15 protein-coding genes, 1 tRNA gene and 5 pseudogenes are annotated in these 23,057 nt (G+C 57.1%); 6 read left to right on the top strand and 15 right to left on the bottom strand.

Going from position 1 to position 23,057, the window contains the following annotated elements; translation table 11 throughout:
* Positions 1 to 99: 99 nt before the first annotated feature.
* The 6 genes and pseudogenes from ABQ278_RS10690 to ABQ278_RS10665 all read right to left on the bottom strand — a co-directional run.
* A complete protein-coding gene (locus ABQ278_RS10690) occupies positions 100 to 372 on the bottom strand; it encodes a hypothetical protein (protein ID WP_349319574.1) in 273 nt (90 codons plus the stop codon).
* On the bottom strand, positions 372 to 2,054 hold the full coding sequence (locus tag ABQ278_RS10685; RefSeq protein WP_349322146.1) for an IS66 family transposase: 1,683 nt from the start codon (positions 2,052 to 2,054) through the stop codon (positions 372 to 374). The genes ABQ278_RS10690 and ABQ278_RS10685 overlap by 1 nt, the downstream gene beginning before the upstream one ends.
* Positions 2,055 to 2,145: 91 nt before the next feature.
* A complete protein-coding gene (gene tnpB, locus ABQ278_RS10680) occupies positions 2,146 to 2,493 on the bottom strand; it encodes an IS66 family insertion sequence element accessory protein TnpB (RefSeq protein WP_349319573.1) in 348 nt (115 codons plus the stop codon).
* On the bottom strand, positions 2,490 to 2,894 hold the full coding sequence (locus tag ABQ278_RS10675) for a transposase (RefSeq protein ID WP_349319572.1): 405 nt from the start codon (positions 2,892 to 2,894) through the stop codon (positions 2,490 to 2,492). The genes tnpB and ABQ278_RS10675 overlap by 4 nt, the downstream gene beginning before the upstream one ends.
* Positions 2,794 to 3,462: a UPF0149 family protein gene (locus ABQ278_RS10670; RefSeq protein WP_349319571.1), complete on the bottom strand. Its 669-nt coding sequence runs from the start codon at positions 3,460 to 3,462 to the stop codon at positions 2,794 to 2,796. Before ABQ278_RS10670 ends, ABQ278_RS10675 begins: the two co-directional genes overlap by 101 nt.
* Positions 3,443 to 4,143: pseudogene (locus ABQ278_RS10665) on the bottom strand (IS66 family transposase); the annotation flags it as partial. The gene ABQ278_RS10670 and the pseudogene ABQ278_RS10665, both read right to left, overlap by 20 nt.
* Positions 4,144 to 4,239: 96 nt before the next feature.
* Here ABQ278_RS10665 and ABQ278_RS10660 point away from each other — a divergent pair.
* Together ABQ278_RS10660 and ABQ278_RS10655 are read left to right on the top strand one after the other, a co-directional pair.
* Positions 4,240 to 4,617: a transposase gene (locus ABQ278_RS10660; protein WP_349319570.1), complete on the top strand. Its 378-nt coding sequence runs from the start codon at positions 4,240 to 4,242 to the stop codon at positions 4,615 to 4,617.
* A 406-nt stretch (positions 4,618 to 5,023) separates the two neighbouring features.
* On the top strand, positions 5,024 to 6,649 hold the full coding sequence (locus ABQ278_RS10655) for an IS66 family transposase (protein ID WP_349319569.1): 1,626 nt from the start codon (positions 5,024 to 5,026) through the stop codon (positions 6,647 to 6,649).
* Between the two features lie 817 nt (positions 6,650 to 7,466).
* On the opposite strand, the pseudogene ABQ278_RS10650 reads toward ABQ278_RS10655, so the two are convergent.
* Positions 7,467 to 8,440, bottom strand: a pseudogene (locus tag ABQ278_RS10650) (recombinase family protein); the annotation flags it as partial.
* A gap of 70 nt (positions 8,441 to 8,510) precedes the next feature.
* On the bottom strand, positions 8,511 to 8,690 hold the full coding sequence (locus ABQ278_RS10645) for a hypothetical protein (RefSeq protein ID WP_349319568.1): 180 nt from the start codon (positions 8,688 to 8,690) through the stop codon (positions 8,511 to 8,513).
* A gap of 315 nt (positions 8,691 to 9,005) precedes the next feature.
* On the opposite strand from ABQ278_RS10645, the pseudogene ABQ278_RS10640 reads away from it, so the two are divergent.
* Positions 9,006 to 9,215 (top strand): annotated as a pseudogene (locus ABQ278_RS10640) (transposase domain-containing protein); the annotation flags it as partial.
* A gap of 72 nt (positions 9,216 to 9,287) precedes the next feature.
* Here ABQ278_RS10640 and ABQ278_RS10635 read toward each other — a convergent pair.
* The 3 genes and pseudogenes from ABQ278_RS10635 to ABQ278_RS10625 all read right to left on the bottom strand — a co-directional run.
* Positions 9,288 to 9,581 (bottom strand): annotated as a pseudogene (locus tag ABQ278_RS10635) (transposase); the annotation flags it as partial.
* Between the two features lie 447 nt (positions 9,582 to 10,028).
* Complete coding sequence (sppA, locus tag ABQ278_RS10630; RefSeq protein WP_349319567.1) at positions 10,029 to 11,816, bottom strand: signal peptide peptidase SppA; 1,788 nt, start codon at positions 11,814 to 11,816, stop codon at positions 10,029 to 10,031.
* A gap of 147 nt (positions 11,817 to 11,963) precedes the next feature.
* Complete coding sequence (locus ABQ278_RS10625; RefSeq protein ID WP_349322145.1) at positions 11,964 to 12,869, bottom strand: rhodanese-related sulfurtransferase; 906 nt, start codon at positions 12,867 to 12,869, stop codon at positions 11,964 to 11,966.
* Positions 12,870 to 13,105: 236 nt separating this feature from the next.
* Here ABQ278_RS10625 and ABQ278_RS10620 point away from each other — a divergent pair.
* Positions 13,106 to 13,179 (top strand) — tRNA-Gln (locus ABQ278_RS10620).
* 25 nt (positions 13,180 to 13,204) lie between these two features.
* Here the strand turns inward: ABQ278_RS10620 and ABQ278_RS10615 are convergent.
* Both ABQ278_RS10615 and ABQ278_RS10610 read right to left on the bottom strand, forming a co-directional pair.
* Positions 13,205 to 14,284, bottom strand: coding sequence for an IS630 family transposase (locus ABQ278_RS10615; protein WP_023447558.1), 1,080 nt, complete (start codon positions 14,282 to 14,284; stop codon positions 13,205 to 13,207).
* Between the two features lie 173 nt (positions 14,285 to 14,457).
* Positions 14,458 to 15,816 (bottom strand): IS1182 family transposase, encoded by a 1,359-nt coding sequence (locus ABQ278_RS10610; protein WP_349319566.1) that lies wholly within the window; start codon positions 15,814 to 15,816, stop codon positions 14,458 to 14,460.
* 165 nt (positions 15,817 to 15,981) lie between these two features.
* Here ABQ278_RS10610 and ABQ278_RS10605 point away from each other — a divergent pair.
* Positions 15,982 to 17,283 (top strand): annotated as a pseudogene (locus ABQ278_RS10605) (IS701 family transposase); the annotation flags it as partial.
* Positions 17,284 to 17,457: 174 nt separating this feature from the next.
* Here ABQ278_RS10605 and ABQ278_RS10600 read toward each other — a convergent pair.
* The gene (locus tag ABQ278_RS10600) at positions 17,458 to 18,885 is read right to left on the bottom strand and encodes a DUF6880 family protein (RefSeq protein ID WP_349319565.1); all 1,428 of its coding nucleotides are present in this window, start codon (positions 18,883 to 18,885) and stop codon (positions 17,458 to 17,460) included.
* A gap of 51 nt (positions 18,886 to 18,936) precedes the next feature.
* On the bottom strand, positions 18,937 to 20,004 hold the full coding sequence (locus ABQ278_RS10595; protein ID WP_349319564.1) for a phosphatidylinositol-specific phospholipase C1-like protein: 1,068 nt from the start codon (positions 20,002 to 20,004) through the stop codon (positions 18,937 to 18,939).
* A 240-nt stretch (positions 20,005 to 20,244) separates the two neighbouring features.
* Here ABQ278_RS10595 and ABQ278_RS10590 point away from each other — a divergent pair, with 240 nt between their 5' ends.
* A complete protein-coding gene (locus ABQ278_RS10590) occupies positions 20,245 to 22,983 on the top strand; it encodes a TonB-dependent receptor (RefSeq protein ID WP_349319563.1) in 2,739 nt (912 codons plus the stop codon).
* Positions 22,984 to 23,057 lie beyond the last annotated feature (74 nt).

Here is a 23,057-nt window from a genome sequence, read left to right as displayed (position 1 = left end):
CGCTCAATTTAATAAGAACGGCGGAAGAAAACCTTCCGCCGTTTTTATATGTCTGGAAGCTGATATGTACCCATTCGCCCAAGGCCACAGGGGGTATGATTATTTCTTTTTGTAGAACAGTTCAGTTTTCTTACGTTGCTCGACGTAATGCTCCCGATTGTCTTTCAGAGCCTCGATCAGGTAGTCGATCCCATCTGTGTTAAAAACAGTAATCGACTCCTTTGTTTCATCGGCTGGGTAATCGTCGTAAACGGTAAAGCACCCGTCTTCAGAGAACATTTCTATCGTTACTTCGCGTAGAAGATCTTCGTCTTCCTCGAGCTGCCGGGCGACATATTTAAGCGTAAAAAAATGACTGTCGCGATATGCCATCAGGCCGCCTGAGTTTTGTTTTGGGTTGAGGGCTGCCAGTTCCAGGGGAGCAGCTCATCAAGACGTCGAGCGGGATGCTCTGCAATACGCGCGAGGATATCAGCAAGCCAGATCTGCGGATCGATTTTGTTCATCTTGGCGGTAACAATCAGACTGTACATGGCCGCAGCCCTTTGGCCTCCGCGATCTGACCCACAGAAGGTCCAGTTTCGACGGCCCAAAGCTATGCCTCTTAACGCTCGTTCGGCAGCATTGTTCGACAGACAGACCCGACCATCCGTCAGGAAGAGTGTGAAGGCGTGCCAGCGGCTGAGCATGTAATTCAAGGCTTTGCGCAGGTCATGCCCGTTAGGCAGCTTGGCTTTCTGATCTTGCATCCAGGGCTCCAGATCGTCGATGATGGGTTTACTTAGAGTTTGGCGTACAGCAAGGCGCTCTTCAGGACTTTTGCCATTGATGCCACGCTCGATCTCGAAGAGGGCATCGATCCGGCGCACCATTTCCATGGCAACAGGCGACAGGACGGACGGCTTCTTACCTTCGGCCTTACGGCGTGCATTCTGTTCGACGTCGGCCATGATGAAGAAGGGCCTCCTCGCATGCGCCCAGCAGGCAGCTTCTAAAATGGGCCCGGGACTTCGCCCCGGTTTATAAATTTCACCATACCCGGAGTAGGCGTCGGCCTGGAACAGACCTTTAAATTTAATCAGATGCGCTTGAGGATGTTCTCCACCGCGATCGCGGGAATAATAGAACATGGCCGATGGTGGCGACGTGCCCCCGAAGGGCTTGTCGTCTTTTACATAGCCCCATATTCGGCCCGTAATCGTCTTCCCCTCTGCCAGAACAGGCACTGTGGTGTCATCGCCGTGTAAACGCTCGGCCTTGAAGGTGTGCGCCTCAACCAGTCGGATCAGAGGCGCCAGCGCCAGACAGCTGGCGCCAACCAGATCAGCGACCGTTGACAGGCTGATCGGTACCCCTTCCAGCGCATAGCGCTCAATCTGACGATTGAGAGGTTGGTGCTGACCGAACTTCTCGAACAGGATCATGGCTATAAGGCTGGGGCCGGCCCACCCCCGTGGAATGGTATGGAACGGCGATGGCGCCTGGCTGATTTTCTCGCAATCCCGGCATGAGAACTTCTCGCGTACGGTTTCAATGACCTTCCACGTGCGCGGAATAGATTCGAGCGTCTTCGTGACATCTTCGCTGAGCTTGCGCAGACGATCGCTGCCACAGCAGTCGCAGACGGTTGGTCCAGGCACAACGACGCGTTCGCGAGGCAGGTGTTCTGGGAAGTTTAAACGGGTATGAGGCCGGCTGCGCGTAAAGCCAGCCACATGCGTCGCTTTTGAGACCGCCATCTCCGCCAACAGCTCGGCTTCCGTCGCTGTGGCCTCAAGCTCTTCAAAGGTCATTTCAAGCTGATCGGTCAGGCGGGCCGATCGTTCAGATGTCTGGCCATGGATTTGCCTCTGAAGCTTCTCGATGACAAGCTTCTGGTGGGCGATTATCGCCATATCCTCAGCTGCCTTGGCCTGAGCCACAGCGTATTCCGCCGCAAGGGTGCTGTGAGACGCCGATTTATGCCTTAGGGCCTCTTCAGCTGCCAGCCGTTCTGAGCGCGCTAATACCAGCTCCGCCCGTAGGGCAGCGACATCATCCGGCAAGGCGTCCAGGGCGTGATCCATATACAGGAATGAATCATAAATCCCTTTCCCTGTATAGGGTTTTCGCTATATTTGATTCAACATGCTGTGACCTTAAATCCTAGCCGGCGCTGGTCGGTCGCCAGCTATGTTGGGGATTTCTCCACTCAATACCTTCGAGCAAAAAAGACATCTGACCGCTCGTCAGCTGGATCGCGCCGTCAACGGTTGAAGGCCAGATGAAGCGTCCATGGTCCAGTCTTTTGGTATAAAGCGACAGCCCAACCCCATCATGCCAGATCGCCTTAATCAACCGACCACTACGCCCCCGGAAGACATAGACATCGCCGGCGAAGGGCTGTCGGTGAAGATGTTCCTGGACCAACAAGGACAGTCCAGTCATGCCTTTCCTCATATCGAAGTGACCTGTGGCAATCCAGATTTTAGCGCCCGAACCGATGGGGATCATCGCAAGCTCTTCATGATCGCCGAGACCAGTTCAAGAGAAGCCCCAGCGCCAATGCTCACACGAGCGCCGATTTTGAAGTCGACTGTTATCAAACCCGCGCCTGACTCTGACCCAGCGCCCGCCGGCCCATCCGCAAGTATAGCGGGACTGAAAGAAACGCCGCTGCTGGCCGCCAGAAACTGATCCCGCCATCTGTAAATCAGGCTTGTCGCCACATCGAACTGCCGGGCAACCTCTGCCACGCTCGAACCAGGCGAAAACGCCAGAGAGACAATCTCGCGACGCTGACTATCATGCCATTTAATTGAGTCCGCAGCATTTTTTGTATTTTTTACCTGACCCGCATGGACAGGGTTCGTTTCGGCCCACCTTCGAAGCGTGGGCCTGTTGCGGCTTAGCAAATGGGTTTTCTTGAGATTTCATGCGTGCGCCGTGAAGGGCAAGCACTGCCGAAGGAATCAGGTCAGGCGCTTCATCATCGAGGTGGGCCAGGGCTGGATTTTCGATATTATCGCCTTCGTCTGCAATGTTTCCAAGGGTCATAAGGATGGCCGCGGCCGTGGAGATATCCTCGTCTCGGCTGTGTACGTAGGTCTGCCAGGATTTCGGCCGTAATCTGATGGCTGTCATAAATCCGCAGGCCCATCTCTCCCACATGATAAAGTCGTCATCATCCTCGAAGCCATCGAAGATTGGCACATAACGGCCCTTTTCCAGATCAGCGATGATCTGGTTATAGTGATACATAACCAGATTTATTGTCTCCTGGATATCCGCATCATTTTTGAACACTGGGCCTGATGTGTGGGGGCCGCCATCCCAAATGCAAGGCAACCATTCACTGGGAGGGATAAAATCCGGCGAGACAATAACCCCGGCCAGTAATCCGTCCAGTTCGGACAGAAGCAGAGCATCAAGCTTGCCTAGCTTTTCGTCCAGGCGCCGAAGTTTAGGAGATAGATTTGACACGTGGCTTATAGTTCCAGGGCAGCAATTCGTGAAGGTTTTCCTCGGGGTAATCCTTGATCCGTGCCAGGACGTCCGTCAGATAGATCTCCGGATTAAGGCCGTGCATCTTGGCGGTTTCGATAATGGTCAAGACATTGGCGATGCGCTCGCCACCGTTGTCGGACCCGGCGAAGAGCCAATTTTTTTTTTGCCGATTCCAATAGGACGGATTGCCCGCTCAGCGATGTTGTTGTCGATCTCGACGCGACCATCATCGATGTAGACGCTGAGGGCGTCCCACCTGGACAGGGCATAGCGCATGGCCTCAGCCAGCTTTTGTTTCTGAGGAATTGTCGACAGCATATCTCTGATCCAGACCTTCAGATCCGCAAGCAGAGGCTTGGCGTGCTGCTGGCGTAATGTGCGGCGTTCATCCGCCGTCATGCCACGGATCCGCTCCTCGATATCGTAGAGCGCACCGATCCGCGTTAAGGCCTCCTCAGCCAGAGGTGATGCCTTCAGCTTGATGACGTCATGGAACTTGCGACGCACATGCGCCATGCAGGCAGCCTCAATGATCTGATTGCCATATAACTTTTTGTACCCGCCATATCCGTCGGCATGCATAACACCGGTAAAGTCGGCGAGATGGTCGGCCGGATGCGCGCCCTTGCGGTCGGGGCTGTAATAATAGGCCACAGCCCTCGGATTTTCGTAAGCGTAAGCTGCTCCCCGTGTTTTCTTTAGGCCTAAAAAGTTCGAAAATGCCCTGTTTTATAAACGGGGATATGAACTTCTATGGCTACGCCTATGCGTGCGACTAGAAATAGTCAATTTGTGGAACTTGTTGCCAGCGGTGTCGTCGGTCGGGTTCGGAGAGACTGGCCTGAAGACTTCAAAGCCGAGATGGCGTCGCGATCTATGATGCCAGGGGTAAACGCGTCGGCGCTTGCGCGTGAGATTGGCATCTCGCCGTCGCAGTTGTTTGGATGGCGTCGGTTCTGCCGGGAACGAGGGCTGGTTAGTGAGGGCAACCCGGATAGTGGATCCCACCGCCCCCTACGTGACGAGATTGGCTCTATTGAGATTGAAGTTAGCGGCCTGGTCGTGCGTTGCAAAGGCCCTATCGATGAGCAGTCCCTGAGCCTAGTGATACGCGCGGTGCGCGCAGCATGATCCCGACCGGCGTCAAGGTATTGCTGTCGGCCCAGCCGATTGACTTCCGTAAAGGTATGGATGGGCTACTGGGGCTGGTTCGGGATGCGGGGCTCGACCCCTTCAATGGGACTGTTTACGTCTTCCGCTCTAAACGGGCTGACCGGCTGCGGATGGTCTGGTTTGATGGCACAGGGGTTTGCCTGGTCTCAAAGCGTTTGGAGACGGGAGGGTTTTGCTGGCCAAGGGTAGGCCAGGCCCGGATCCGCTTAAACCAGGCTCAAGCGCAAGCCCTCGTCGATGGGCTTGACTGGAAGCGGGTTCATCCGGAAAGGGTGGTACGCCCGAGCCTTACGGGGTGAGAAAATAGGCGCATAATGCAAAGAAAAGCCATGCAAATAAGGGGTTTGCGTGGTATAAACTGTTCATGTCGGACCCCACGATTATCCTCCCGAAAGATCCAGCGGCGCTAATGGCGTTCGCTCTGGAAATGGCCCAAAAGGCCGCTCGGGTAGAAGCGCTGGAAGCGGAGGTAAGCGTCTTGAAGGGGCGTGAAGACGCCCTCAATCAACGTCTGGATCGCCTTAACGACATACTCAAAATCTTCAACCGTGGTCGCTTCTCGCGCAAATCCGAGTCTCTACAGACGCCGCCTGCGAAAGATGACGAACAACTCGTCCTTCTGTTTGAAGAGGTGTCCACCGGCGTTGGTGCGCTTGAGGCCGAAATCCGCAAGGGGCGGGCAAAATCCTCCGCATCGCCTTCACGTCCCCGTAAAAGCCTGCCGGCGCACCTTGAGCGCGTCGAGGTCGTCATTGAGCCGGAGGAACCGGCAGAGCACGCGGGCAAGATGAAGGTTCGCATCGGTGAAGACCGGAGCGAACGCCTGGACGTGCTGCCGGTGACCTACCGGGTTATCGTCACTGTCCGGCCTCGGTATGCCTATAAGGACAAGACAATCGATGGGGTCCTTCAGGCCAGGGCACCGAACCATATTGTAGAGGCCGGTCTGCCAACCGAGGGCCTGTTGGCACATATCGCTGTCGCCAAGTACGCTGATGGTCTGCCGCTCTATCGCCAAGAAGCGATCTTCGCCCGGCAAGACATCGAGGTCAGCCGGCAGGTGATGGCCAGTTGGATGGGAGTTGTGGGCTTCGAGCTGACCACCTTGCACGCTTATATGATGAAGCAGCTTCTCAAGGCTGAGCGTTTGTTCGCCGATGAGACGGTTCTGCCGACCCTGTCACCCGGAAACGGGAAGGTGTTACACAACTATCTCTGGGCCTATGTGAAAGACGACCGCCCCTTCGGCAGAGGTGACCCGCCGATCGTCGTCTACCAGTTCGAGGACGGTCGCTCCGGCGACCGGCCAAAGCGCCACCTTGCCAGCTTCAATGGCGTTCTGCAGGTCGATGGCTATACGGCCTATAAACAGCTTGAAAAGGCGCCAGACGTCAATGCTGGCATCCGGCTTGCCGGGTGCTGGGCGCATGTCCGCAGAAAGTTTTACGACCTGCATGCCAATAAAAGCTCGGCCGTAGCCACCCAGACGGTTGAAATCATGGCGGCGCTTTGGCGCCACGAAGACGAGGTTCGTGGCCAGTCACCCGAGGTCCGGGCCGCATACCGTCTGGCACACAGTGAGGCCGTCGTCGATGATCTCTTCAAGCTCTGGGAAAAGACCCTACCCCAGCTCTCTCAAAAATCATCAATGGCAGTGGCGATTAAATACGCTCTGAGACGCCGCGAGGTTCTGGAGAGGTTCCTTTATGACGGGCGTATAGAACTCGACTCCAATATCGTCGAACGCGCCATAAGGCCTCAGACGATGAGGGATTCATTGTGCATTCTTTCTTCAAGTGTTTGTAAACATTGGAAGCGTGTCCGGGTCCGTGGTGCGACACGGGGCGGTCTTCCGGGCCAACGCCGCTTTAACCGCGTCCGAGGCCAGGTCAGAGCTGCGGATCTGATGTGGCGCTCCGGGAACAACTTGCTCCGCCGCCAGGATCCCGTGCTTGATGAGACGCCGGATCACGTGGCTGGTTACGCTTAAAGCCTTCGCGGCTTCCGCCATGGTCAGCCACTCACCATCCTTATCTGCGGATCGGTAGGCGTGGATTCCCCTTACGCGGCGAACGGAAGAGACACGGTGGGCCGTCCAGGTTTTGCCCTGACCGGTCGGCAGCCCCATCCGATTGAGCGACGCGGCGATATGCTCGTCAGACCAGCGGCCAGCCATGCTGCGCATCACGGCCAAAGCGTCGTCAGCGGTTGCACAACCATGCTCACCGCTTTTGGGCTTTCGGACGCGCAGTTCGGAGTGCTGACCTCCTCGCCAGTGGATCGTGAGCACGACATCACGTACAGCGTCATCAACATCGACGATAATGTCTGCGATCAAAGCCCTCAAGAGCTGCTGACGCGCGCGCATAGTCACGTCGGGCGCATTCCAGGCTGCGGCCAGGTTCTCGGCCATGTTGGCAAAGGCGCTGGGATCGACTTCTATGACAGACGGCTTATCAACGGGTTGCCGCCCTTCGATATCGCGCAGACGGCGCAGTGCGCCTTCCCAGTTCTTCTCGAGTTGGGCAGCGATCAGGCGGTTGTCGGGATCGCAGGCGGCATATCGCCGTTCAGCAATCTTCGCCTCGTACCGCGCTTGCTGGAGCTCAAGATCCAGGACCTGGCGCTGCTCTTCCTGTCGTTCCCGGTGCATCCGCTCGGCCTCAAACGCGGCTTCGATCGCTAAAGGTTCTACCGCACGCAGCAGTTCAGATGCAACCGCCGCATCCACTCTTAGTCCTCCGAAGGTCATACATCGCTGCAATCCCATCATCAAATTAGGTTTGTCGCAGCGATAAACTGGGCGGCTCATCGGGTTCCCGGTATAGGCGACGCTGAGTCTCCGCCCACATTGTCCACACGTAATTATGCCTGACAGCAGCGCCCTTCCGCCACGGCCAGATTTTACGCCTCCTGCGCGACCGTAGTTGTTGAGCGCCAACTGCTTTTGATTCCGCTCATAGTCGTCCCAGGCGATATAGCCTTCGTGATGATCCTTGATCATCACCTCCCAAGTTCCCTCCGGTTTGCCATGGCCGTAGCTCTTGCGGGCACGTCCCTCGACAATCGACACGCGCTTCTCACTTTTTCCATAGACATAGACGCCTGCGTAGAATGGATTTTTAAGCACTCCGATCACATTGCGATAGCGGATCGGCAGCCAGACGCAGTTCGTCATGCGTCCCTCGTCCGAGGGGCGTGGGAAGTGAATCTGGTCAACCGTCATCGACAACAAGACCTGCCTGGCGCTGCCAAGCTCCTTGAACCTTGCAAAGATAATCCTGATGACCTCTTGAAGGCGACGGTCAGGGTCGAAGCCCAGACCTGCCTCACGGTGCCAGATATAGCCGAAGGGTACCGACAGACGCAGCTCACCTCGGTGGGCTTTGGATCTGGCGGCATCGAGCATCCGCGTCTTAAGAACGCCCAACTCGAACTCGCTGATGCTGCCCTTCATGCCGAGAAGAAGGCGATCGTTGGGCAGGCATGGATTGTAGGTGCCATCATGATCGATGACACGGGCCTCGACGAGCCCACATAGCTCGAGCAAATGGTGCCAGTCGCGCCCATTCCTGGCGAGCCTGGATGCATCCAGGCAAAGGACAGCACCAACCTTGCCGGCACACAACAAAGCGACCAGGCGATCAAAGCCTGGGCGCGCCACCGTCCCACTGGCAGACCGACCGAGGTCATCGTCGACCACTTCAATGTCGGCGAAGCCATGGCGCCGCGCAATATCGACGAGATCATACTGCCGTCGCTGGCTCTCCAGGTTCGTCATGACTTGGGACTGCGTCGACTGGCGGACGTAGACGACCGCCTTGCGCATTAGAAGCGAAGCGGGGATGAGGTCATTGCCGGTCATCGACGGCCTCCTCGACAGCCACTCCGGCCGCTTGCATCAATATCCGCGCAAGGGTCAATCGGGCCTTCGCCCGCTCTGCCGCGCTTAGCCCGTCCAGCATGCGGGGTTCGAATATCAGGCTCATTTGCGCGCCTTTGGTCGGCGCGGGTACCTTGTACTGTCTCATCGACGTCCTCCCTTGCGATTCCATTCTCGCGCGGGGAGTTTGCGACAATGGCCGCCTGGCTGACCAGCCGCTTCAAGTCGGACAATGCTACGAGGTCAACTTGCGGCGCACCAAGCCTCATGTCCGCGCATGCTATAGGATCGATCATCCGGCCCGGAATGGAAACGACCGTCCCAACCGGGCCGAGAATTTTTAAGAACAGTCCGTTCGCACGTTTCTCGATGCGCCGTACGTTGACCCTATTGCGAAAATAGGGATGCCAACGATAATGGACTTCAACTTCTTCGCCTATATGGGCAGAATGGACGGGCGATGACCATCACACGGAAAAATGCCCTCTTCGCCGGTTCTGACGGTGGCGGGCGCACTTGGGCGACGATCGCCTCCCTTATCCAAACCGCCAAGATGAATGGCGTCAATCCTCAGGCCTGGATGACACAGACGCTCGAGCGTATCGCCAACGACTGGCCCGTCTCACGCATCGACGAACTCACGCCCTGGAACTTCAAGCCAGACGCGGCGTAAAAACCGACCCACAAATCTCAAAAACCGCAACATGGGGACGCATTTACGCTTACGGTCGAGCTCCGCTTGGGCGAAATAAGCGCTGGCCTTGCGCAATATCTCGTTGGCCTGCCGCAGCTCCCGGTTCTCGCGCTCCAGGGCCTTCATCTTCTCAGACAGATCAGTCGGGACGCCGGCGCGCTTGCCGCTATCGACCTCGGTCTTCTTGATCCAGTCGTTCAAAGTGCCCGGCGCACAGCCGATCTTCTGAGCCACCGACAGGATCGCCGTCCATCGGGAAGGGTAATCGGCTTCATGATCCAGAACCATCCGCACAGAGCGTTCGCGGACCTCGGGGGAAAATTTATTCGTCGTTTTGTTTGTCATAGCCCTATCCTACTATTGAGTTAGGGCCTCCGGCAAACCCGGGGCGGTTCACCCCTCCGGTAGGCGTCGGATGATATTGATGTCATTCTGGTGCTCCATCAAACCGAGGAGGTAGCCATGTCTGAGATTTGTGTTTTGGCAATCGATCTTGCCAAGAGGGTATTTCAAGTTTGTGCGACAGATCGTTCTGGGTCGCCAGTGTTCAACTGTAGTGGTGTTATAAGACATCGGGTGGTCTCCTGATCAGGGGTTGGTCTCAGCAACCAAACCTTCCCATCAGGAGGGCATCACAGCCAACACGCACTCCTCTCCCGCCTCAGCGGGTTCGTTCAATCCTAAAAATATATACCGACAAAAATTCGTCCACACGGCCTAGAAGAGACAATCATAGTAAAAGCGCCCGTGGCTAATGCCAGGGCGCTTTTATTATGCTCTTTGAGCGGGGGCTTACCGTATCGTAGGCTGGTAAGGCTCCGGTGCAAGGATGGTGGCGCCTTGTTCGCGCAGGCGCTGGTCGGAGATTTGCGACATGACGGCTTCGGCCTTCGGATCGCTCATGGCCCAGCCGAGGAACGACAGAGCCTTGAGGCCGCTTATGCCGGCGTGAACGCTGTCACGCGTGGCGCCGAAAAGACCTGGCTGCGTGCCATAGTTCACCAAACGGAAGTCCGCCTTGCTGTCGATCTTGGCCAGCCCTTTGGCAACATCAACGGCGTCGTAGAAACCGCCGAGTTTATCGACCAGTTTCAGCCCCAGCGCCTGTTCGCCGGTCCAGACGCGGCCCTTGGCGATTTCGCGCACCGTAGCTTCGGGCAGTTTACGGCCGGTGGCGACGTGCGTGACGAAACCGTTATAGATCTCGTCGATCCAGCCGGAGATTGCCGCGCGCTGCGTCGAGCTGAAGTTTTGTGACTGGCTGAAGGCTTGGCTGTAATCGCCACCGACCGAGATGTCGCGGCTATCGATGCCAAAGCGGCCCAGGGCATCGCCGATGGCGAACTTACCGCCAAAGACGCCAATCGAGCCGGTGAGGGTGCTTGGATTGGCTACGATGGACGAGGCGCCGGCCGATACCCAATAGCCCCCCGAGGCGGCGTATTCGCCCATGGAGACGACGACCGGCTTGCCGGCGGCCTTGGCGGCCTGCATGGCCTGCGAAATCTGTTCTGATGCCGTATCCGAGCCGCCGGGCGACGACACCCGGAACACGATAGCCTTTACGCTCTTGTCCTTGGCGGCCTTGTAGAAGGCGCCGGCGATCTCGTCCGAGACCATATTAGATTCGCGGCTGGTCAGGCTGTTGCCGCTGCCGGCGCGGCCGGTCACGATCGCGCCTTCGCCATCGATCACCGCGATAACATCGCCACTGTAGGAGGGCGAAATCGTGCGCTCATAATCGGAGATATCCATGATCTTGGCACCATCCCCTGCACCCTTGAGCGCTGCATCCTCGGCTTCCTGAACCTGACCGAGCTTGTCGACCAGACCCAGCTTAAGCGCTTGCTCGGCGGCGTAGGGGCCGGCTTCCAGCGTCGTTTGCAACTTGCCAGCGTCGGCGCGGCGATCAGCCGCTACATAGCCGATCATCGACTTGTAGATGCTGCCCATCCAGCCCAGGGTGGCTTCGCGGTGGGCTGGGGTATAATCGCTGTAAAGATAAGGGTTGACCGCGTTCTTGAATTCGTAGCGCTGCTCATATTCCGCCTTGATGCCATATTTGTCGAAGGCGCGCTTGAGGAACATGGTCGAAGTCGAGATACCGGTGACCTGGAAGGAACTGTGCGGCTGCATCCATAGATTGCCCGAAGAGGCGCCGAGCATGTAGGAGGCCACGACCATGGTGTCAGGGTAAAGGCCCTGGCTGTGGGCAATCACCGGCTTGTTGGCGCGGCGGACGTAGATGATGGCGTTACGGATTTCTTCGGCAGCCGATGGCGACATGCCGCCTTCTGGCAGGCGAATGAACACGCCCTTGACCTTGGCATCGTCAGCAGCGTGATGCAGGGTGGTGACGACATCGAGCGTGGACAGGCCGCTGCCGGTGATGAAGGAGAGGGGCGAGTTTTGGCTTTGGTCGGTCATCTTCTGACGCAAATCCAGCGACAGCACGACGGCGTTCGGCACCGTGGGCTTCGAGGCAGCCACCACCCAGGCGATAAGGCCTATCGGCAAGGCGACAAAGACAAGGGCGAGGGCCGTAACGACCGCCGCCAGCGTGATAAAGAACTGTTTCATGCGTAACCCAAAGCCCCCCGTATCTATTCAACCTTGCAGCATAAACTTTAATGCCCGCAGGTCAAATGAAGTCGCTGTCATACTCGTGTGCGGAAGGGCCCTTGTGACTGTCCTGCATCCCTTATGTAGGGAGAGATACGTGATTGGCTAGAACTTGGTACGGCCGGGATGTTTGCGTGTTGCCGGACGATCGTGTGCATGTTGCGAGTCACCCTGACAGTGAGGACAGGACTGGCCCTTGATGTAGCTCGGCTGTTGCTGGTCGTCGGCCGTCAGGGCGTGGTCGCAATGCAGGCACAAGACTGCGGTTTGTGAGGGCTGAAGTTGGTGATCGACGGCAATGCGCTCGTCAAAAACAAAACATTCGCCATCCCAAAGCGATTGCTCTATGGGCACATCTTCGAAATATTGCAGGATGCCGCCTTGCAGATGATAAACGTCCTCGATGCCCTGATCGATCAGCCATGAGGTATATTTCTCGCAGCGGATGCCGCCGGTGCAGAAGGTGGCGACCTTCTTGCCTTTCAGCGCCTCGGCATTGTCGCGTGTCCATTGCGGCAGGTGCTTGAAATTGGGGATGTTGGGATCGATAGCCTTCTTGAACGTGCCCAGATTGACCTCATAATCATTGCGCGTATCGATAATCACCACGTCGTCACGGCTGATCAGGTCGTTCCAATCCCGCGGTGCCACGTACTGACCGAATTTTTTCATCGAAACCGGTTCGCCCAAGCCGATGGTTTCCTTTTTCAGCCGCACGCGCACCTTACCAAAGGGCTGGTAGGCAGCGTAGGATTCCTTCCAGATGATTTTGGCGCCGATCAGGTCGTTTTGCAGATAGTCTAGAAAGGTGTCGATGGCCTCGCGTGTACCTGCCATGGTGGAGTTGACCCCCTCGGCGGTGATCAGCAGCGAACCTTTGATGCCAAGCGCGCTCAGGCGCTCGAACAAAGGTTCGCGCATGGCTTCGAAGTGCGGGAAGTCGAAGAAATGATAAAAGGCGGCAATGACGAAGGTCGTGTCGCTGTCAGGGTTTTTCGCGGTCTCAAACATGGCGCGCACGTATCACATTTTACAGAAAGCGCCAATCGCCAATGCGTCAGAGCGTTGCGGCCTTCTGTCGCAAACCTGTAAGGCGCAACGGATTTTGAATTTGTTCACATAAAAAGGGCAAACAGAGGCATGTCTCGGCGAAAAAGTTGTTGCAGGGGATTGCTTTGCGTAAAACCTTGCGCTATCTCCACGCCTCTCGCGACGACATACTTTGCTTCGCGGGACCAGCTAGATGCTGGGGAATGGTGTAATGGTAACACTCCGGTTTTTGGTACCGTCATTCTAGGTTCGAGTCCTAGTTCCCCAGCCAATTCTGCTATTCTGAATTACCTGACCTAGTGTTGTGACTCTAACGCCTGTCGCCCCCTGGCGACCTTTTCAAGAATGTCTGTAGCGGATTTGGTCCAAACGAAGGGCTTTGGATCGGCGTTGTGATGATCGAGATAGTCTTGAATTGCGCCTTCGAGTTCGGCGACACTCTTGAACACGCCGCAGCGGATGCGATCGCCTGTTATCAAGCCGAAAAAGCGTTCGACCTGATTGAGCCAGGACGCCGAAGTGGGGGTGAAATGCATGTGGAAGCGAGGATGTTTGGCCAGCCATGCTTTGACCGCCGGATGCTTATGGGTGGCATAGTTGTCGGCGATCAGGTGCAGGTCGAAGCCCTTGGGCGTGCTGCGGTCGATGAGTCGAAGGAATTTGAGCCATTCCTGGTGCCGATGACGTTTCATGCATTCGCCGATCACCCTGCCGGTGGCGACATCGAGGGCGGCGAACAGTGTCGTCGTGCCATGCCGCTTATAGTCGTGGGTCATCGTTCCCGCCCGCCCCTTCTTCATTGGCAGGCCCGGTTGGGTGCGGTCCAGCGCCTGGATCTGTGACTTCTCATCGACCGAGAACACCAGTGCCCGGTCCGGCGGATCAAGATAGAGACCGACGACGTCCGTCACCTTCTCGACGAACTGCTTGTCGTTCGACAGTTTGAACGTCTTGGTCAAATGGGGCTTGAGCCCATGCGCGCTCCAAATGCGCTGTACGCTGGTGTGGCTCAGACCCACCGCCTTGGCAAGCGTGCGCGCGCTCCATTGCGTGGCAGCCGGTGGCTTCTGTCGCAGCGTCATCTCGACCACACGCGCAATGACTTCGGCGCTCAACGGCGTCTTACGGCCAGGCCGGGTCGCGTCGCGCCCAAGCCCATCGACACCCTGCTCAAGATAACGATCGCGCCAGCGGTAGGCCGTCTTCTTGGTCTTGCCCAGCGTCCGCACAATCGACGCCAAACTCGCCGCGTCCGCCCACATCAGCACGATCCGCGCACGCCAAACAAGCTTCTGCGGCGTGTTCCGGTCCGCCACCCAACCTTCCAACCGCACCCGAGCCTCAGGCGACAGCAACAGCCTTTTGTCCATGTCCATCGACACAAACTCGCATATTTGCAAGATCAAGGGAATCCATCCGTTGATTCCGCAACACTAGGAGCCCGTCCGAGTAACCAGTTTTGGGGTTAGGTATTTTTTGATTTGGTTCGGCAATATCGGGCCCGGCCATTTTTTCGTTGCTGCCAGTCTGTTCAGAAGGTGTTTTGTCTTTAGGTTGCCTTGGCGAGCTTCAGGATGTTGTGAACGGTACAGATCATTGCCCATTCGGCGGATACGTTTTCTATGCCTCGCATTAGAAACTGACGAAAGCCTCTGGCGTGTTTGATCTGGCCAAACACAGGTTCTACCGTCTGCTTTCGTAAACGGTATGGACTTTCATAGCCGCCTTCGCGCAATCGTTTGCGCATCTCTTCCGTTTTGGGCGTTTTGGCCCGGCCGCCATCCGCAGCCGGGCTGTTATGCTTTTGACGTCCGGTTGCAATAAAGGCGTCTATTTTCCGATTTTCCATGGCCGCTATATTGGCTTCGGAGCAATAGCCTGCATCAGCCGATAATTCGTCTGGAGCCTTGCCAGTATTGGCAATAATGGCGTCAACCATAGGCACCAACTGGGTGCAGTCGGCGGCGCAGTTGTTTAAGTCATGCGCCAATATGATCTGAGCCCTGGCGTCCACGGCCACCTGGGCATTATAGCCTTGGATAAATCCATCACGTCCCAGCATGATTTTGCTATCAGGGTCAGTGAAGTTCCGTTGTGTCTTATCGGATGGCATACCTTCGGGCGTTTTCGGCTTGGGTCCACGCTTCTTCCCGGATGATGCTGGTGGGCCGTCTGGATCTTCCGGGTCTTTTCCGGACTTTGCCGCTTCAGCCTTTTTGTTCTCAGACTTTGCTTTGGCCTCGGCCTCAAGGGCGGCTCGTGCCTCCTTGATTTTCGCCAGCCTCTTTTCCTTCGAAGTCATCCAGTCTGGCGTTTCATCGCCACGCTTGTCACCAAACTCTGCATCTTCAGCGGCATCTGCAGCTTCTGCGGACTTAAGCCAACGCGCAACCTCAGCTTCCAGGTCAACCTCGGCGGTCTTCATCCGACCGTAGCTCATAGCCTTATTTTTTGACGCATTGGCCTTCATCTTCGTACCGTCCACAGACACATGGTTTAAGGCAACAAGACCAGCCTTACGGCATAGCGTCAACACCTGCAGGAATAGGCCGGACAACGCGCTCAAGTGACGTTTGCGAAAATCGGAGATCGTCCGATGGTCAGGACGGTTCATCGCAGTAACCGCCATAAAATCTAACCGCTCATCACACGACCTTGCCAGGCGACGAGACGAATAAATACCCCGGCTATAACCATAAAGTAGCAGGGCCGTCATCATGCGAGGATCATAAGGTGGATAACCGCGATCCTCGCTGTAAACATCCAAAATAGAAGACAAATCAAGATCTTCCCTAACCATGTCTCGGATAAAGTGAGACAGGTGACCTGCGGGAACGAATTCGTCCACAGAAGGTGGAAGAAGCTGAAGTTGGTCAACTAGCCAGGGCCGGAATGTCTTGGTGCTCATAGGAAATGAGTAAATCACCAAGACACACAACTGTCGACCAAAAACCTCAAAAAGGCTGATTACTCGGACGTGCTCCTAGTCTTACTGAGTCACAAAATTGGGGGGGATTCGCGTTTTGGGGAAATGTGCTAGCCTCGTCGATTCATAGTTTTCAGGAGAGGCTGGATGAGTGACCTTAGCACGCGATTAAGTGAAGCATCGTTTTTGGATTATGTCCATAGTCTGGTTGATGTGATCGGCCATGCCGATCGCGCGGAGCCGTTGAAGGATTACTGCCTTGGTCTGATGCTGCCTGTTGATCGCAAGAGCGTAGAGCCCCTGGCCGCTGTGACTTCGCCTTCGCGGGTTTCGGCGAAACACCAATCTTTGTTGCATTTTGTTGGGCAGGCACCGTGGTCAGACGAGGCGCTTTTGGCGCGGGTTCGCGAGAGGGTGCTTCCGCAGATCGAGCAGCATGGACCGATCAAGGCCTGGATCATCGACGACACCGGCTTTCCCAAGAAGGGGAGGCACTCAGTTGGCGTAGCGCGGCAATATTGTGGTCAGCTCGGCAAACAGGATAACTGCCAGGTCGCCGTCAGCCTGTCGGTTGCGAACGCTGCGGCCAGCCTACCGATCGCCTATCGGCTTTATTTGCCTGAGACCTGGTGCGATGATCCAGAGCGGCGGCGTAAAGTGAAGGTCCCTGAGGAGATAGGCTTCCAAACAAAGCCGACTATCGCACTTGATCAGGTCCGCACCGCTAAGGCCGCCGGTGTTGCGCCTGGGGTGGTATTGGCTGACGCTGGCTACGGAGCGGATGGCACCTTCCGCGCTGGCCTGACCACGCTTGGCCTCACCTATGTCTTGGGTGTACAGCCGACACTCAGTGTCTGGCGTCCAGGGCAAGCTCCTTTGCCTCCAAAACCTTGGAGTGGCCGGGGACGACCACCGTCGTTGCTGCAACGTAATCCCGACCACGCGCCCATCTCGGCAAAGGCGCTGGCACGGGAGCTGCCGCCCGAGGTTTGGAAAACGGTCTGCTGGCGAGAAGGTACGAATGTGGACCTGAGTTCACGCTTTACCGCGCTTTGGCTGCACCCGGCCTCCCGCGACCATAAGCTGACAGAACCCCGCCCTGAGGAATGGCTGCTGATCGAATGGCCTGAAGGCGATGAAGCGCCGCTCAAATACTGGCTTGCTACCTTGCCAGCAGACACGTCACTCGAAGATCTCGTCAGCACCGCCAAATTGCGGTGGCGAATTGAGCGAGATTATCAGGAACTCAAGCAGGAACTAGGCCTTGGCCATTACGAGGGTCGAGGGTGGAGAGGCTTCCATCATCATGCAAGTCTCTGTATCGCCGCCTACGCCTTCCTAATCTCCCGACGGGAGGCCATTCCCCCCTCAGGGCCGAACATTGCCAAGAACCTCAAAAAGCTTGACCTTCCCCAAGGTTATCGACCCCGTGGATCCCCCAATCAGGCCGGAACGCCACGTCAGGGATTCGATTGCGACCATCCGACGATGTTTGACAGTCGCCCTCAGTCGAACCCTGCAGCGATGTCCATGTTGCACCAAGCCAACAATACCTGAGAATGCCACTTTATGACGCAGTAAGACTAGCTGACCTGTTTTATTCAGCTTCCTATTAAAAGGTTGTCAGGGCAGTGCTTTCCAGAAAGCGGTGCGACGTCCATAGAGGTTGCCGAGTTTTTTCAACCATGTCTCGTGCGTATCAAAACGTCCGAAATCATCGACATGACGCGCCAGGCTTTCAGCCTCCAGATAGGTGAGGCCGGCGGCGGTGTGGGCCGGTTCGCTGAACGATATCAGACTGGCTTCGACGATCTGCCGGTGCAGCAGCAGGGCGGCCAGCGGATAGCGTGACGACAAACGGTCGGCGGCAAAGGTCACGGCTTCTGCGCTGTTACCGTCTATCTCGGATAGGCGATTGATCACGAGTTGCGCCGCGCGTTCCAGCGAGGGCCAGCGCACCAGCAGATCAAGCGCGGCATTGGCGTCAGGGAACGCCTTCGCCCCGTCAAGCGCTTCATCCTCAGCTTCGATATCATCGAAATCGGGCAGGCGTTTCAGGTAGGCGCGCAGGTAACCGCTGTCGAGCGTCTGGCGGAATTGCTCCAGCCGCAAGACTTGCGCCTCATCTTTGTAGTCCAGCACCTCCAGGGTTTGCAGACGTGCTTCTATCCATTCGGCCGGCGGCAGACCGCGACCTTGTCGTGCGCCATCTAACGCTTTGAGCGCGTCGTGCGGACGTTCGGCTTTCAGCAGACGGTTAGCAATCTGCGCGGCAGTAGCTGGCACATAGGCATCGCTCATTAGGGCGATGAAGGCGTCGACATCGCCCGCCGCGTCGGCGATAGCCAGCAGGGCAACACGCACGGATTCGGCGCGTGTCCGTTTGCGCAGGCTTTCCGACGCGGCCAGCACACGCTTGCGCCAGCGCTTGGCCGTTCTTGGTTTTGCGGTGGACGTCGCTAAGGGCTCCCTGGCTGCCGTCATGATCCTGTCGCGCAGTTGCATGAGTTGGTCGCGGTCAAGGTTCGGCGCCAGCAGGGCAATGATCTGATCGTTCTGGCCGTAGGTGTTGTTTATCTGGGACAACGCGATCTGATGCAGCAGGCTTTCGATATCGGCCTTATCGCCAGAAACAATGGTGCCTATATTCTGGCAGGCCTCCTGGAATATCTCGACCACGCCACCTGAGGCATCGCTGGTGCGCTCGATCACTGCATCGCCCAGAGCGATAAACTGCCACATCAACTCGGCGGCGTCCTGGGGCGAGGCGGTCTGCACCTGCTCGGAAATCAACCGGCGCTGCGTGTTTAGGTCACCGCGAAAGCCTTTCAGGCTGCGCCAGCCGACATTGGCGGTGGCTGCGCCTATGGCCATCAGACGTTTGCGGATCTCGTTGGTCAGCTTGCCAGGGCTTTCGCTGCCGGCCAGTTCGAGGCGCAGCCGCCGTTTGGCATTGGCATTGCCCTCGCTGATATCCATCAGAAGCTCGGCAAGGTGAGCGGCGCCGAGCGCTTCAAGGTTTTTGGCGTTGAGCGTGGTTTTGGAGGCCATGCCCTGTTTTACGTGGAGCGGCTTTTGAAAAGCAAGCGTAACCGCGTGAACTTAGCGCAGCGGATTGCGTCTGGCCGGGGCATCGGCTGGCAAGGCGATGGTGTAGGGGCTGAAGTCGGTGCGCGGGGTCGGGTAGTCGGTTGAGATATACTGCGCGCCCGAGGCCAGCGCCTTTTCAAAGCGGGTATGGTCGTTGCTGCGGGCCTCGGTGGTGGAATTGTCAGCGCGCGTGCGGACGATAAAGCCGGCCCTGACGTCGGCCTGAATGCGGTCGAACTGTTTCACCGGATCATTGAGCGTGAGGTAAGCGGCGTGATCGGCCTCCTCGCTGATGGCGTTGACGAAGATCGGTAGCCCTTCGAGCGAGGCATGGCCCCGCATATAGACTGCCACCTTGGCCGGGCCTTCATCGAGCGCGAAGAAGACCTTGCCGCGCGCTGCTTGCAGCGTGGGCCAACCGCCGGCCAGAACACCGCCGCGCAGGGTTTTGGCCGTGCCACGTACATCATCGGGCGTGATCAGCTTGTCAGGACCGAAAACCGAACGGATTTCCGCATCAAGCGCATCGAAGGCGGCGGCGTCATAGGGCAGGGGCGTGACGCCGCCGTCCGTGCTGGCCTTGCCGTCCTTAGCGTTCATCATGATCAGGATCGGCACATGATCCGGGTGATCATCCGACCAGTCGCGGATCTGCGTCAGGCAGAGGATGAAGGTGGCGCAATGGCTGCGCACATCGACGTCGGGCATATGGAGAACCTTGAAGCCCGGCTTATCCATGCCGGTGGCATCATAGGCCGCACCGCTCTTTTGCGGCAGAAGCGGGTGGGCGTAACGGCCACCTTCGGGGTCATAAAGGAAGTCGATTTCGAGTTGGCGCATGCCGAGATTAAGCTGTTGCGCCAGTGGCAGGTGTCCGTAATCGAGCGATTTGGCGCCATCCTCGGATTTGGCACGGATCATCGCCAGTTCGAGTGCGGGGATAGCTACCTTGTAGCTGTTGTGCGTCCCGACCACTTGCAGATCGTTCATGTGCAGGCCTTTGGGGGCTGCGAACTCCAGAGGCTGCGCCACGGCGGATTGAGCCATGAGACCAAGAAGCAAGAAAAGAGGGTGGCGCATGAGAACTCCGGCACGATGATGATCCGCCATAGCACTTGATCGTGACGTTATGACAAAGGCGATATGAACGGTAACTTGTGGCCGTTATGCCGACTTATAAAGTCAAAGTGTTGCCGGTAGCTATAAAAGCCTTTACGGTCGTGAAACCGTTACAAAACTGCCAAGCAGGTTTCACAAACGACACCTAACCGCGCTCCATCCCGCCAAACCTCCCCTTGGCGGCTTTTTGGAGTTCAATCTATGTCAAATCATAACAAATGGCTTCTGACGGGCGTGGCCCTCGGCGCCATGAGCCTGTCCATGCTGACCACCGCCACCCAGGCGCAGGAGACTGAAACCGCCGTCTCGGCTCCCGCCGATGAGGTCATCCAGGAAGTCGTGGTGCGCGGCTTCCGCAAGTCGCTTGGCATGGCGCGCAAACTCAAGAAAGAGTTCAACATCACCGCCGACAGCATCGTTGCGGAAGACATGGCCAAGTTCCCTGATCTGAACCTGGCGGAATCGCTGCAACGCCTGCCGGGCGTGGCGATCAACCGTGAAGGCGGCGAAGGCCGCCGCGTGTCCTTGCGCGGTCTCGGTCCTGATTTCACCCGCGTGCAACTGAACGGCATGGAAGTGCTGGGGAATGTCGACTCGCCGATGGACAGCCGCGGCCAGACCTCGCGCGATCGCGCTTTCGATTTCAACATCTTCGCCTCTGATCTGTTCAGCCGCGTTGACGTCAACAAGTCGTTCTCGGCCGAGCAGGACGAAGGCGGTATGGCGGGCACAGTCGGCCTCTATACGTCTAAGCCTTTCAACTACAGGGGCCAGAAGGCGGCCTTCTCGCTGCAAGGCGGCACCAACTCGGCCACCAAGGATTTCCAACCGCGCGTCGCCGGCATGTATTCCTATAACTGGGATGACAAGTTCGGCGTCCTCGTTTCGCTCGCCTACGGCAAGCGCAAGACCGAAGAGCAGGGCTATAACACCTATGGCGCCGGCACCCAGAAAGCCACAGCCGCCAACGTCGCCAATCTAAGCGCGGCCGATCAGGCCAAGGCGATGAATGGCGAACTGATCTTCCAGCGCGGCAACCGTCTGTCGGTCTGGGGTTCCGATCAGGAGCGCCTCGGCCTGACCACGGCCCTGCAATGGCGTCCAGTCGAGAGCCTGACCCTGACGCTCGATGCGCTCTACGGCAAGTTCACCAATGACCGTAGTGAAAACCATCTGGCGACGCGTGGTTCGGTCGGCTCGACCATCCTCGGCACGTCGATGGCGCATTCCGGTAAGAAGGCCTCGGATTTCGCCCCGCCGAGCCTGGTGTCGATCCAGTATGATAAGAACAATTCGGTCATCTATGCCGATGTCAACAACACCGTCTTCGCCACCGAAACCCGCCGTCAGGAAACCGAAAACACCTTTAATCAGGTGGTGCTGACCGGTGAGTGGAAGCCGACCGACAAACTGACCATAGAAGGTCATATCGGCAAGGAAACCTCCGACTACGATATCCCCATCTCGGACAAGTTCTATACCGAAGCGTTCGGTGGCCTAATCACCGATTATCGCGTCAGCCCTTATGAAGCGCACAATACCTACAAGTGGGACACGACCGACCCGAACAACTACCGCGCCCACGAAATCGACTTCTCGGCCACTTACCAGACGACAGAACTGGAAAACGCCGAGCTTAACGGCGCCTATGCCTTCAATGACAACCTGACCCTGAAGGCAGGTGCATCCTTCCGCGGCTTCATTAATTCGGGCTACCAGCAGGCCACGGACGACCTTCTGAAGACCGAGTGGGAAAAGGGCACGGTCGATGATCACGTCACTGATTACTACAAGGTCTTCAATCAGCATGATGATCAGTCGTGGCTGATCGTCGATTGGGATAAGGCGCTGGCGCATTACAACGTTACGCGCACGCTCGGCGCGCCGAAAGCCATCTATGAAGTCAAGGAAGATACGACTGCTGGCTATATCCAGCTCGACTGGAAGGCTTCGCTGTTCGGTAAGCCGGTGCGCGGCAATATTGGTGCGCGCAGCTATGATACCGAACTGACGTCATCGGGTACCATGGCCGTCAAGGGCATCAACACGCCGACCACGGCCACCAAGACCTATTCGGGCGTTTTGCCGGCCTTCAACGCTGTTCTGGAAGTAAGCGATAACTTCCAGATCCGTGCCGCTGCCGCGCAAAACATCAATCGTCCGTCGCTGGCCGCCTACGCCATGAACGGCTCGGTGTCCGTCGATAACGGTTACGTCAAGGTTTCGACCGGCAATCCGAACCTCAACCCCTACACCTCGGACGAGTTCGACCTGTCGGGTGAGTGGTACTTCGGTCGCGTTGGTATGCTGACGGCGGGTGTGTTCCACAAAAGCATCGACGGTTTGGTTGTCAGCCGCACCGATTATGACGTGTCCTATGCCAGCACGGGCTTGCAGGAAGGTCTTTATGAGGGGGTTACGGCCTCGACCAATGTCGATGAGTATGTCCGCTCCGTCAACCTGAATAGCGCCAAGCTGAATGGCCTGGAACTCAGCGCCCAGACCGAATTCTTCTTCCTGCCGGCGCCGTTCAACAATTTAGGCGTTGTGGCCAATGCCACCTTCATCGACTCCGAGACGATGAACGTGGTCAACAACAAGAACGTCAAGAGCCCGATCTATGGCATGTCTGACGTCAACCATAACGTAACGCTCTATTATGAAACCTCGACATGGGGCGCGCGCGTATCGTCGAACTTCCGCTCGGACTACACGATCGACAGCGGAGGTTTCAACTCGACCCAGTATATCGACGCCGCCGCCTTCTATCAGGTCACGCCGAAGATCCGCCTGACCATCGACGCGATCAACCTGACGGACGAGCGCGAAGAGCAGTATAACAGCTTCAACAACGGTTATGGCGAAGCCGGCGCCCGTCGCCTGTGGAATTCCACCACCAGCGGACGCACCGTCTTTGTCGGAGCGAACCTGCAGTTCTAAGATTTAGAATCTGATTGAAAGAAACTCCTCCTGGCGACAGGAGGAGTTTTTTTGTCTGGTGATGCGTGAACACT

The organism is Asticcacaulis sp. MM231 (assembly GCF_964186625.1).
Classification (GTDB): Bacteria; Pseudomonadota; Alphaproteobacteria; order Caulobacterales; family Caulobacteraceae; genus Asticcacaulis.
Note: the sequence above shows the minus strand (reverse complement) of the source record. Positions and strands in the feature narration are given on the sequence as shown.